The organism is Affinundibacterium flavidum (assembly GCF_014284175.1).
Taxonomy (GTDB): Bacteria; Pseudomonadota; Gammaproteobacteria; order Burkholderiales; family Burkholderiaceae_D; genus Undibacterium; species Undibacterium flavidum.
Genome location: NZ_JACOGA010000021.1, coordinates 69790 through 83265 on the forward strand (window position 1 = coordinate 69790; position 13476 = coordinate 83265).

General features: G+C 44.3%; 10 protein-coding genes. 4 read left to right on the plus strand and 6 right to left on the minus strand.

The window, feature by feature from the left end; genetic code table 11:
- Positions 1–36 precede the first annotated feature (36 nt).
- The 5 genes from H8K55_RS18980 to H8K55_RS19000 form a co-directional block, all read right to left on the minus strand.
- Positions 37–2424, minus strand: coding sequence for a methyl-accepting chemotaxis protein (locus tag H8K55_RS18980; protein ID WP_230408714.1), 2388 nt, complete (start codon positions 2422–2424; stop codon positions 37–39).
- 70 nt (positions 2425–2494) lie between these two features.
- Complete coding sequence (locus H8K55_RS18985) at positions 2495–3097, minus strand: chemotaxis protein CheW (RefSeq protein ID WP_186943643.1); 603 nt, start codon at positions 3095–3097, stop codon at positions 2495–2497.
- Positions 3098–3109: 12 nt separating this feature from the next.
- Positions 3110–3475 (minus strand): response regulator, encoded by a 366-nt coding sequence (locus H8K55_RS18990; RefSeq protein WP_186943644.1) that lies wholly within the window; start codon positions 3473–3475, stop codon positions 3110–3112.
- Between the two features lie 25 nt (positions 3476–3500).
- The gene (locus tag H8K55_RS18995; RefSeq protein WP_186943645.1) at positions 3501–3902 is read right to left on the minus strand and encodes a response regulator; all 402 of its coding nucleotides are present in this window, start codon (positions 3900–3902) and stop codon (positions 3501–3503) included.
- A gap of 213 nt (positions 3903–4115) precedes the next feature.
- Positions 4116–4286, minus strand: a complete 171-nt coding sequence (locus H8K55_RS19000; protein ID WP_186943646.1) for a rubredoxin — start codon at positions 4284–4286, stop codon at positions 4116–4118.
- A 284-nt stretch (positions 4287–4570) separates the two neighbouring features.
- On the opposite strand from H8K55_RS19000, the gene hemL reads away from it, so the two are divergent.
- The 4 genes from hemL to H8K55_RS19020 all read left to right on the plus strand — a co-directional run bounded on the left by hemL (position 4571) and on the right by H8K55_RS19020 (position 10876).
- Positions 4571–5857 (plus strand): glutamate-1-semialdehyde 2,1-aminomutase, encoded by a 1287-nt coding sequence (hemL, locus tag H8K55_RS19005; RefSeq protein WP_186943647.1) that lies wholly within the window; start codon positions 4571–4573, stop codon positions 5855–5857.
- Between the two features lie 148 nt (positions 5858–6005).
- On the plus strand, positions 6006–7883 hold the full coding sequence (locus H8K55_RS19010) for a TolC family outer membrane protein (RefSeq protein ID WP_186943648.1): 1878 nt from the start codon (positions 6006–6008) through the stop codon (positions 7881–7883).
- A 281-nt stretch (positions 7884–8164) separates the two neighbouring features.
- Positions 8165–8857, plus strand: coding sequence for a transglutaminase-like cysteine peptidase (locus H8K55_RS19015; protein WP_230408715.1), 693 nt, complete (start codon positions 8165–8167; stop codon positions 8855–8857).
- Positions 8858–8956: 99 nt separating this feature from the next.
- Entirely contained in the window at positions 8957–10876 is a 1920-nt protein-coding gene (locus tag H8K55_RS19020; protein ID WP_186943650.1) for a bifunctional diguanylate cyclase/phosphodiesterase, read from the plus strand.
- 378 nt (positions 10877–11254) lie between these two features.
- Here H8K55_RS19020 and H8K55_RS19025 read toward each other — a convergent pair.
- Positions 11255–13476, minus strand: a 2222-nt coding sequence (locus tag H8K55_RS19025) for a beta strand repeat-containing protein (protein WP_186943651.1), incomplete at its 5' end; no start/stop codon positions are given.

The following is a 13476-nucleotide window of genomic DNA, read 5'->3' on the forward strand; positions in this document are numbered from 1 at the left end:
AAGCAAGCTAACAAAGAGTTAGCTTGCGGTCGAAAATCAGGCTGTAACCCGGAATCGAGACACTGAGTTCTTCAATTCTTCCGCCAACTTCGACAAGTCTTTAATGGAGAGAGAGGTTTGTTGTGTACCGTTTTGTGTTTTTTCGGTAATCGTCAAAATGTGTTGAATGTTTTGTGCAACGCCGTTCGCCGAAGTCGCTTGCTGCTCTGTAGAAAGTGAAATACCTTGAATCAGTTCCGCCAAGCGGTTTGAAACGCTACGGATTTCTGACAACGCGGTACCCGCCGCATCGGACAGTTTTGCTCCCTCAACCACACCCTGTGTTGATTTTTCCATCGCGGCTACCGCATCGTGGGTATCCGTCTGAATCGTACGAACCAAGGCACCAATCTGCTTGGTCGCTTCAGCTGAACGTTCCGCCAATCGCTGAACCTCTTCCGCAACCACGGAGAAGCCTCGACCTGCTTCACCCGCAGACGCCGCCTGAATCGCCGCGTTCAACGCCAATACGTTGGTCTGTTCAGTAATGTCGGAAATCAGTTCCGTGATCTCACCAATCTCTTGTGAAGATTCACCGAGACGTTTAATACGTTTAGAAGTTTCCTGAATTTGTTCACGAATCTCGTTCATGCCCTTGATCGTGTTTTCCACCGCTAAGGCTCCTTGCTCCGCCGCAGCAACTGATTGACGCGCAACCTCGGCCGATTCATTCGCAGAGCGGGAAACTTCGGTAATATCATTCGCCATCGTGGTAATCGCTTTACCTGCATCCACGATCTCACGCGCTTGTTGATGAGACGCTTCCAACAATTCATCGGAAATTGTCTGCGCTTGTGAAGACGCGCTAGTAACCTGTACCGCAGTTGTTGTAACGCGACCTACCAGACCGCGCAACTCTTCCACCGTGTAATTAACGGAGTCGGCAATCGCACCAGTGATGTCCTCCGAAACCGTTGCTTGAACAGTCAAGTCACCATCCGCCACTTCTTGCAACTCATTCATTAAGCGCAAAATCGCAGCCTGATTCTGTTCATTAACCGCATTCGCTTGTTCCTCTTGCTTCTGCGCCAATTGCATCTGCGCATCGGCCTCGATACGACGTTGATTCGCTTCTTTAGTACGACTACGACTGTCTTGCAACAACACGACCGCAATACCTGCCGCAGAAACCAAAGCGACCGCAGCAGACAACATCAAGAACCAGAATGAAAGATTGGTAGAATCTTGTTGCGCTGTATAAGTTTTTTCCAGCGTAGCAATTTTTTGTTTAATGTCTTCGTTTTCATTAAAGATCAATTGCTCGGATTTTTTCGCTTCAATAAATTCATTATTCTTCGCCAAAATACTGTCAACGTTCTTTTTGTAATCAACGAAAGTCTTACGCAAATCACTCAACAAGGCACGAATCGATGCATCTTTAACTGCGGCAAGTTTATTGATTTCACTACCATTCAAGAAGCCTTCAACCAGTTCGTAAAAAGTATCCGCATCTTTACCAAGCAAGAATGCTTTTTCTGGGTTAATACCTTCAGGTGTCATGAATTCACTCGCACTACGTGCCAGACGTTGTGTCAACATAACTAATTGACCGGACGCGAAAATCGCTTGAGGAGAGGCGCCGCCCTGCACTTCTTTGGTCGAGATATCGCTCGTCAAACTTTCGAGAGTTGGGGACAGCAAGTTCATGCTTTCTAAGTCTTCACGGAAACCAGCCAATTCTTTCTTGGTTTTCATGATGGTCGTCGCTGCTTTATTCGAGTTCGCCCAAGCCGCTTTGGTCGATTTCAGAATTGGCTCAACGCCTGACCCTGCTTTGGAAATGGAACGACCTTTGTAATCGCCCCCATTCAAGAGAACGTCGATATTGGCATTAATCGTTTTTTGACTTTCTTCCAACTGAGAAAACGCCGCTGGTTTGCCGTAGATCGCATTCGGCGCAGCTTTACCAATACGCTGCGAGTGCATCAAAATCTCACCGGAAATCTGCGCCTGCGTAGAAATCAAGGCCGATTGACTCGCATTCAAATAAACGAAAAGCGCACTGAGGCCCAAAGAGACGGCCATCGCGATCAACAAATAACGAATTTGTTTTTGCAGCGGCAAATGCCCAATCAAAGGCAGGCGAATATCGCGACCTTTTTCTAGTGCATCACCAATGATCGTCGCATCCACACGGTTGATGGTGCTATCGAAGTTAACTTCTTTTTCGGGTTCTACAAATGCTTGTTGTGGCAGAGGTTCTGGCTCAGCAGTTTGTACGTCATGCTCATGCAACATACGTACATTTTGTGCTTCTTCTATCGTTTCTAGCGGCAGAATCTCATTCTCAATCGACTCAATTGGTGCCTCTGAAGCTTGATTCGCAAAGTCTAGATCTTGGACTTCTTGATCTTCAGTCGAATGTGGTGGGTTATTCAATGCCATTACAAAATCTCCTAAACGATTGAAAAGCTAGGCTTTTTCTATTTTACGTATCCGTCAAACACTTATTTTTTTACAGTCCAATGTGCAAAAATTCTTGATCTTGGACCAATAACGACAGGCTTATTTGTGACCAGATCTGCCCATCTGCATCGAGAAACCGATTCAACACCCACGGCTTCTTGTGATGATTCATCGTATTCTCATCCGTCGCTTGTTCATCGATCAAATCCATTTCATCGGCATTACGCAGACCCAAAACTTTTGAGACCAACAAGCCACTATTAAATGACAATGAATTTGAAAAGGCGAGAACTCGGCACGAGGAGTCTAAGAACGTCGCTTCGTGTCCCTCGAAAAGGGAGTAATCGATCACGCTGGTCAAGCTACCACGGACGTTGGACAAGCCCAGATACCAAGGCTTGGTCAAAGGAACTTTGGTGAGATTGCCCGAAGAAACAATTTCACCAGCTTCACGCAAATCAATCAAATAGCGATACTTGCCGATTTGCACGCCTAGTTGATTTGCCCGCACATGCGCACCCGCCTTCGCGGCTTGCATACGCTCCATTAGCTGTGACTGAAAATCTCGCAAACGAGCACGTCGTCCGACCGCTGCGGAAACCACTATCTCAGGCTCTGTTACTACAAATTTGTCGCTCGAATTGTCTGCCATAAACTAACTCGCTTAACCGAGCGCTGCAATTTTTGCGAGTAACTCTTGAGGATCAATCGGTTTCACAAGATAGTCTCTTGCACCTTGACGTAAGCCCCAAATTCTATCGGTCTCTTGGTTTTTGCTAGTGCAAATGATGACCGGCACGTCTTGTGTTTCAGGATCACGTGAGATTGCGCGGGTAATTTGAAAACCATTTTGACCAGGCATGACAACGTCCATCAAGATGAGTTGTGGTTTGTCCGCCTTAATTTTGGTCAAAGCATCTTCACCATTCTCAGCTGTCGAGACCGAAAAACCGTTCTTCACCAAAATATCTGTTAAAAAATAACGTTCTGTCGGTGAGTCATCAACGATCAAAATCTTCTGTATTGCCATTTTCAACCTCGAAAAAGTTTTGAATTTAATTAGAAATAGCCTCAGACGTGTACTTACGTACGGTCTTCAGCAGGCTATCTTTTGTAAAAGGTTTAGTAAGATATTCTTCTGACCCCACCATTGCACCACGCGCCCGATCAAACAAGCCATCTTTTGAGGAGAGCATAATGACTGGGGTATCTCTGAATTTCGCACTTTTCTTGATTAATGCGCAAGTTTGATATCCATCTAATCGTGGCATTAAGATGTCACAAAAGATTAAATGAGGATGGGTATCATTTATTTTTGCCAGCGCATCGAATCCATCTTCTGCCAAAATCACTTTGTAACCAACTTGCCCTAAGAAGATTTCGGCGGATCGACGAATAGTACTACTATCGTCGATCACCATAATTCTTAAATTTTCGTTGCTGATGGATGTTGACATGAGGCTATCTCGAATTGGAAGAGTTATTACTACATCGCACTTTATCAAAGTTTATCAAGCTTGCACCAATTTTTAGTTGTTTCTACGCGATGAAACAACAATTAAGGTTTAGCTGTATATAAATACAGATCAAAAATAGAGACTTACACCTAATTTTCGGGTCAATTCAACTTCCCAAATGTACCAAGACAACATCGCACCTTGCATATCGATTTACATAGGCACCATGTCAAAATCATCTTTTCTTGCACCACATTCGGGACAAGTCCAGTTTAACGGGACATCTTCCCATTTTGTCCCAGGAGCAATTCCATCTTCCGGCATACCAGCGGCTTCGTCATAAATCCAGCCGCAAATTAGGCACATCATTGTCTTATATTCCACGAATTTCATTCCTTTTAGATAACGACTTTAAACAGGTGTTAGGTTAAGATCAGCTTTTTGTTTATTGTCCGATATATTTATATAAACAAGCATCTTTGCATGACCGAAAAAGATCGAAGAATAAACAAACTTAAGCTTTTATTCCAGTAAAAGTAGTGGACTTTCTTAGTTCAGGCACTTTTTCTGCGATTTACGAATTGTAATTACGATCGTCATACAGCATCCGATTGATTATTGATCGCGGAGCTGAGTTTTTTAACCATTATTGCAGTGAGAATATTTTTATGTCTTTCAATGAGACTTTCTTCCAGAGAGCGCAAATTACAACTCCAGGCGGTGTGAACTCACCAGTGCGTGCATTTCGCTCTGTAGGTGGCACGCCACGCTTTATCAAAAAAGCAGAAGGCGCCTACATTTGGGACGCGGATGATAAACAATATATTGATTACATTGGATCATGGGGCCCTGCCATTTTGGGACATGCACATCCTGAAGTCATTGCCGCAGTTCAACATGCGGTAACGCAAGGCCTCAGCTTCGGAGCACCGACTGAAGCTGAAATTCTGATGGCCGAAGAAATTTGCAAATTAGTGCCGTCAATTGAACAGGTGCGTCTTGTTTCGAGTGGAACAGAGGCGACGATGAGCGCCTTACGACTAGCCCGCGGCGCAACGAAGCGTGACAAAATTATCAAATTTGAAGGTTGCTATCACGGTCATGCAGATTCCTTGCTAGTCAAAGCTGGAAGCGGCTTGCTGACATTTGGCAATCCAACCTCTTCTGGTGTTCCTGCTGATTTCACCAAACACACTTTGGTTCTTGATTACAACGATTGCGCTCAATTGGAATCTGCGTTTCAACAATTTGGTAGTGAAATCGCCTGTGTCATTGTTGAACCAGTTGCTGGCAATATGAATCTCATCAAGGCGACCGAAGCTTTCCTTCAAACGATGCGCCGCTTATGTAGTGAGCACGGTAGCATATTAATTTTTGATGAAGTGATGTGCGGCTTCCGCGTTGCTCTTGGTGGAGCGCAGGCTCTGTTTGGAATCACGCCAGACTTAACCGCATTAGGAAAGGTCATCGGTGGCGGTTTGCCAGTGGCAGCCTTTGGTGGCAAAGCAGAAATTATGGCGCATCTGGCACCTTTGGGCGGTGTCTATCAAGCTGGTACCCTATCTGGAAATCCTGTAGCGGTTGCAGCAGGACTTACAACCTTGAAACTTATTCAAGCGCCAGACTTCTATACGCAACTAAGCCAACAAACGCAAAAACTGGTAGATGGATTTAATCGCATTGGAACAGAACTCAATATAGATTTCTGTGCAGATGCGATAGGCGGCATGTTTGGTATCTACTTCTGCAAAGAAGTGCCGACGAGCTTCGAACAAGTCATGCAGGCGAATGGTGAGCTCTTTAAACGTTTCTTTCATGCGATGCTCGATCATGGCATATATCTTGCTCCATCGGCGTACGAAGCAGGATTTGTGTCAGCATGCCATTTTGATCACGTGATTGAAACGACAATTAATGCGGCGCGTGAATCTTTACGTCAAATTACATGTAAATAAAGTACACGTGTGACAAAGAATTTCCATAGTGCATCGAATCTGTTAATTATTGAAAAATAGACTTTAATACATTATGGATTTCTTGGCATCGCCAATAAACTTCTGCTATCTTTCGCTTCAACTTAATCTTGACCTTTTTGAGAAAAACATGTCACTAAATCTAAAGAAAATTAGTCTCGCGATTAGCTTAGCCGTCACTACCGTATCGTCATACGCGCAAATGCAAACTCTCAAAGAGTCTGCTCAAAAAGCTATTTTGACCAATCCTGAAGTGCAGGCGAAGTGGCATAGTTTTCAATCAACAAGTTCTGGTCGGGACGCGGCTTTTGGTGCGTATCTCCCAAACGTCACATTGAGCGCAGATGCTGGACGTGACAATCGCGACAACCGTCTGGGAAAATCAGAATTAAATCGTAGCGCGACCACTCTCAGCCTGAATCAAATGATTTACGATGGTTTTCTGACCAGCAACCAAGTTAAGCAACTCGATCATTTAAAGCGCGTACGTTTCTTTGAATTACAAGATACATCTGAAAGCATCGTATTAGAAGTCGTTCGTGCGTATGCGGATGTTGCACGGTTCCGTAAATTGGTTAGTCTGGCGGAAGACAATTATGTACGTCACCGTGCAGTATTCGAGCAAATTCAAGCAAAATCCAAAGCTGGTGTCAGTCGTCGCGTCGATTTAGAACAAATTTCAGGGCGTTTAGCTTTAGCAGAAGCTAATTTAGTTACAGAAACATCGAATTTGCATGACGTGAGTGCGCGTTTTCAACGCTTGGTTGGCGTTATGCCTTCAAAAGAATTGGAGAGCTTGAGCGGTTTATCCAAAGGAATGCCAAGCTCAATTGTGGAAGGATTGAATGTAGCATTTACCAATCATCCAGCATTATTAGCCAGCATAGACAATATTGATTCAGTCAACAGTGGGTTAAACTCACGTCGCTCTGCTTATCAACCTCGCCTCGATTTTAAAGCGCGAGCGGAACGCGGCAATAACATCGACTTCGTCACGGGTCGCACTAATAATAACTCCGCAGAATTTGTGATGTCTTGGAATTTGTTTAACGGCGGTAGCGATAAGGCGCGAGTACAAGAAGCGGCTGATCAGCTCAATCTGGCGCGTGATTTGCGCGACAAAACCTGTCGTGATATCCGTCAAACTCTGGCGATTGCTTATAACGACACGCGCAAATTGACAGATCAATTGAATTTCCTCGATCAACATCAATTGTCGATTGAAAAAGCGCGCGATGCTTATCGCCAACAATTCGATATTGGACAGCGCTCGCTACTCGATTTATTAGATACAGAAAATGAGTTGTATCAGGCTAAGCGCACTTTTTCCAATGCAGAAATTGACTTATTTTTGGCCTATGCAAGAACCCAAGCTGGAATGGGTAAGCTCTATTCCGCACTGGGTTTAAACCGTCGCGATGATGACACAGGCTTACTGAAAAATAGTGAAATCAGCCCAAATGCAGCCGCTGCTAATTGTCCTATCGAGGCGCCTGAGATCTACGTCATCAACAAAGCACAACTTGATCAACGCGCAATCGAAGGCGTTACGGTACAAGAGCTCAGCAAACCAACGACTCAAGCAATTGCGCAACCAAGCCAAGCGGAAGTCGCCGTGCCTGCTGCCAAAATGCCCGAACAAAATAAAGACCATGTTATCAATTCTCGCAGTTCAATCTTGAACTCGCTCAAAGCATGGCGCGAAGCATGGGTGAGCATGAACCCAGATGCTTATTTCAATTTTTACTCTGCAAAATACACGTCCAGAGAATCTTGGAAAATTGCCCGTCGTGCACGTTTAATGAGCGCACAAAAAATCACGCTAGATTTGTCGGACATTAAGTTCACAATGCAAGATAACAAGCATGCGACGACTAGCTTCCAACAAGATTATCATTCAAGCAGTTATCAAGATACCTTGCAGAAAACTTTGCATTGGGAAGAAATCAAAGGAAAGTGGCAAATCGTCAATGAGACAGTTTCGGGGCCAAATGCAAAACAATGGTAAGACTTGCTGTGCTTAAGCATGACTAGATCCAGCAAAAAACCCGCAAGGTAACAGCCTCTGCGGGTTTTTTACAAAGAGTCATGAGAACTTATGTAAGAATCTGCAATGTTTCTCAAGAGAAGCATTTTTTTCTTGTAGAATGATTAGTAGGATTGCGATCTCACTAAATATTTTTTTACCTCGTGCACATAAGTTTCTCCGCGTAAAAGATCGGCAATCATGCTGTGTTAAAGCACTCGCCTTGCTTTACACATCCTTGAAAATTTTTGGTCGAGTCCACATTGCAATCTGCTTTTTTTGCCTTACGTTGCTATCGAATCAAAATACTAGCGATAAGCCTGTTTATCGTGACTGCGGCACTATCGCTAAATTCATTTGGAATAAACTGGGATCGCTTGCGTTTAAGTATGCGATCGCTAGGCGGTGATGAGCAAATCTTCAATGAATGGTCAAATCTAATTACCAGCAATATTGATGCTCCGATTGATGTCAAACTACAGAAGGTCAATCTTTTCTTCAATCGAAAAATTATTTACACCGATGATAATGAAGCATGGGGGCAATCCGATTATTGGGCAACTTTACTTGAGAGTCTGGCGAAAAAAAAAGGCGACTGCGAAGATTTTGTCATTGCAAAATATTTTAGTTTGCGTAATTTGAATATCCCCGATACGCAACTACGACTTGTTTACGTAAAGGCGCGAATTGGTGGTGTCAATAGTAGTATTACTCAGGCTCACATGGTGCTTGCATATTACCCGACAGCTGATGCCGAGCCACTGATTCTCGATAATTTAATTTCAGATATTCGCCCGGCTTCCAGACGCAACGATCTGGCCCCTATTTTTAGTTTTAATGGACAAGGAATTTTCGCAGGCGCTGCCAGCAATGCGAGCCTGGGTCCTGGTGGTACTAGTCGGCTATCACGCTGGCAAGATTTATTAGAACGTGCTCGTAAAGAAGGCTTTGAATAAGAAGGTTTTAGATAAGAAGGTTTTGAATAATCAGCAGTAGTGCTTGGATGATTATATCCAAGGTTCAAGAAAGAACGCACAATTTACAAAGGAAACACCATGTCGATGTACCGCCAATTATGGTTTGCCATCATCCTTAGTACCTTAATCGCTTTGGTTGGTAGCTTATTCGCGTCCACCATCAGTTCTCGCGCCTATTTAAACGAGCAACTGCGGATGAAGAATTCAGATAATGCGACAGTGCTAGCGCTCTCTTTAAGTCAAAAAAATATTGAGCCAGTTGAGTTGGAACTGATCGTTGCGTCGCTATTCGACAATGGTCATTATGCATCGATTAAAGTACTTGATCCTGCGGGGAAAACATTGGTTGAGCGCACGGCTCCAGCAGAACAATCCAATGTACCTAACTGGTTTAAGCAGTGGTTTCCGATTCAATCAATACCTGGTCAGGCGCAAATTAGCAATGGTTGGAAACAGGTAGGTACTATCTCACTAGTTAGCCAAAATGGTGATGCATACCAGACACTCTGGAGATCGGTACAAGAGATGTTTGCTGCGCTAACAATTTCAGGACTCATTGCCTGCTATCTCGGCGCTTTAATTTTACGTCGCATTAAACAACCATTGAAAGCTGTCATTGATCAGGCCAAAGGAATGACAGAACGACGCTTCATTATCACGCCAGAATCAAGCGTACCTGAACTCAAACAATTATCCACTGCGATGAATTCCACCGTAGTCTTGTTGAAATCAATGTTTGCGGAAGAAGCGGAACGACTCGAGACTTTGCGCGCGCAAGCTAATTCAGATGCCACCACAGGATTATCAAACCGCAATCACTTTATCAGCCAATTGCAAGCTTGCGTGGAAGAAGAAAATGCACCCGCAGGTAGCTTAGTCTTAATTCGCCTAGCTGAACTGGCGAGTGTTAATAAAGCTTTAGGCAGAAATAAAACCGACGATTTGCTCAAAAAAGTCGGTCAGCTACTCGCCATACATCAAAAACACTTACATGACGGCTTTGCTGCACGCCTCAACGGTACTGACTTTGCCTTATTATTCCGACGCGAAGATGCGCATACCGTATCACAAAAAATACTGGTCGAGATTCAGAAAATTTTTGCAGAAGAGACAGAGAGCTTTACGATATATATCGGTTATGGAAACTATGAATTCGGCATTACACCCGGTAGTTTATTGGCGCAAGTCGATGCTGCCGTCGCCAGTGCGGAAGCAACTGGAAGTAGTAATGTGCATGAGTCAGCACCATTAAATATTGAGCATGCACCTCGCAGTGCCGAAGAGTGGACTAAATTAATTTTACGAGCGATTGAACAAAATTGGGTAAAACTAGCCTATTTTCCCGTCACAAAATCAAATGGTGAACTGATCCATAAAGAATCCGCATTACGTCTGATGTTTGGAGGGGAATGGTTTCCAGCGGCACGCTTTTTACCGATTGCAGAACGCCTTGGATTGACAGAAAAATTAGATTTAATCGCGATTAAATTAGCTTTAGAAGAGCTCAACAAAGCTAGCTCTGATAAAGAAATTGCGGTCAATTTATCGGCACGTTCAATCCAAAGTGCAGATTTCCGCACACGCTTAAAAGCCATTTTACAAAGCAAACCTGCAGCCGCAAAACAGCTCTGGTTAGAAGTTCCTGAAAACGGTGTATTTGCCAATATTGACGCCTTCCGCATGTTTCATAGCGACATTGCACCGACCGGTTGCAAATTAGGCTTAGAACATTTTGGCCGTCAATTTGACAAGATCAATCTACTACATGACCTAAAGTTAAATTACGTCAAAATTGATGGTGGATTCATTCGCAATATTGAAAGCAATGACGGCAATCAGGCGTTTGTCAAAGGCGTATGTCACATTGTTCATCGTTTAGCCCTGCTAAGTTTTGCGGAAAGCGTCACGAGCGAAGCAGAGTTGTCCGTATTAAATCAATTAGGTTTAGATGGTGCTACAGGGCCAGAAGTTGGCCGCCAGTTTCCACTCAGTGAATAAGTTGATTTATCGGAGAGCATCGCGCGAACTGAGCACGTCCACATTTTGAATTTTCGGTGCTTGCTGCGTGCAAGCACTGATTTGCGCCTCAAGAAAAATTCTAAATAGAGCTTTGAATCATCCTGCGAGTAAAGCCACGAGCAAGGCCACGAGTAAATATTAAGCGTTCGCGATACTCGTACAAAGGTCTATAACGATCATGTTTCCATATATGAATCTGAGTTTGTAGTCGCCATAATTTTCAATAATAAACTTCAGCAAACATTTATCAATCTATCATTCACTGAAATAAGCAAACGCATGAGTTGATGCGCAAGTTAGAAAAAAAGGGGCAAATTTTCATTTGCCCCTTTTTTCTGTTTCAATGATTAATCAATTTTAATCGGTAATAATCTTACCTTTCGAAATCAAATCATTAATCAATTGCAGATCTGTGGTGAAGCCAGTCGTGAGATTGACGCCGCTAAAGACTATTTGTTGCACATCGTTGTTCGTGACATTGTTAGGATTGGTTGCCATAGAATTGCCAGCGGTAAATGCACCACTTGTACTAATAAATAAAGTGGTATTCGTGCCATCCCAATTGAAATGCATAAACTTATCTAAGGTTGCGCTAGTTTCCCCCACCAACAGATCACGCAAATCTAAACGATCACCACCAGATGCGTAAGTTCCTGTAGCAAAATCGGTGATCGTATCAGTCGCAGGCGCTGCAGTCGTACCATTGTCACTCAATGCCCACTTAAAGGTATCTGCACCTAAGCCACCTGTTAAGCTGTCATTGCCTTGTCCACCAATGATCGTGTCTGCACCAGCACCGGCATTGATTGTATCGTTACCAGCTCCGCCAGAAATGTAATCAGCACTACCATGGGTACTATTGATGACATCACCATTAATCGTATTAGCATTTGCATCGCCATAGAAATAGTCAAAGCCATCTGCACCCATTCCACCCAGTACTTTGAACGATACCGACTGCGAAGCAGTGGTCGATGCACTGCCATTTGGTTCGGTCGTCGTCGCGGTGACATTAAAAGTAATATCGCCTGTTGTCGATGCAGGAAGTTGCAACTGTGCACTAGCAAATTCTGCTGCTGGAACAGTAACAACTCCTCCAACTGCAGCAATTCCTGAAGGATGCGCTGCTGTGAAGATCGTCGCACCAGCTGGCAAGCTGGAGAAGTTATAACTGATGGATTCAGAACCATCTGTATCAGTCGTTGTCGCTGACACATATCCAGACAATGCGATGTTCGTCATCGTGCCAGAAACAGCATTACCAGCAAGAACACCTTGACTTTCAACCAGAGAGATACCATCAATCATCGCGCCACGACCGTTCGAATTAAAGGTCTCAGCATCGGTCACAATTTGAATACGCTGATTTGTGCCGTCACCGATGAAACTAAAACTCAAATTCTGCCAATTCAAGGCATTAAGCGCACTCAGATTTGAATAGCTCGCCACCTTCACGCCGCCAACATAGACCGACATGATAGTGAAGTCATTGGCAAAGCCATTACGACCAGCATAGTCAAATGAGAGTTGATACAAATGTCCTGATACTGTTGCTACGTCACGGTAAATACCGATGGTTTGAACATTGGCTGATGCATTGTTCAATTCCAACCAGTTTGTTCCATTACCAGCTTTTGCAGTAACTGTATAGGTATTGTTATCAGAACCTGTCATCACGTCGTTGGTCGACCACAATTCAAATGCATTGGTTCCGCCTGCACTCGGATCAGTACCGCCTGTCGTCGCATCCATGCGTGTCCAACCCGACAAAGTTGTGGATGCTGTGTATGCAGTTGATGTGGTATCTGGATTTAGTGTCGCTTGAGTCAAGCCAGTATCGGCAGCTTCCCATGACGTTGTGAATTTCGTCGATGCAGTGAAATTCGTCACCGTTAAGCTTGGTGCATCTGCAACTGGTCTAACATCAATTGTCAACGTTGCTGTGTTACTGACATTTCCACCATTATCTACACCTTGGAAGGTAAAGTTAGCGTAGTCAGTTTTCATATTGCCGACGCCAGCTGTCGCAAAACTACTATCACCAGATTCATTCAATGCAGGAACAAAGCGTAAATTGTTCGCCGTCACTTGAGCCTGGGTAATCGTCAAACCGACTGCGCTAACCCATGAAGCCCCATTGAAGAACTGCAGAGCACCAGAAGCCGGGCCGGTCACAATCTTGACACTTAATGTGTTGCCAGCATCAGCATCCGTGATACCAAAATCCGACCAAGCAAAACGATAAGTTGCAGTAGACACAGTTCCGCCGCCAGTAATGACTGCTGCAGCGTCTTCTGAAATAGTAATTGCATTAGAAGTCGCCACAGGTGAAGCGTCATTATCCGTAATCGTACCAGTACCTGTTGCCGAAGCATTGGTCGTGGTACCTGCCGTACGCGTTGCGGTTAATACGAAGGTTTCGTCGATCTCATCTAACAAGTCGTCCGTGACTGGTGTCCGTACCAACACACTCGTGCTACCTGCAGCAATCGTTGCGGTCGTCGCATTGCCCCACGTTGCACCACCATCGGTGGACACTTGCAGATTAGTCGCTGTGGCGCTGCCGTAATCGGTACCAC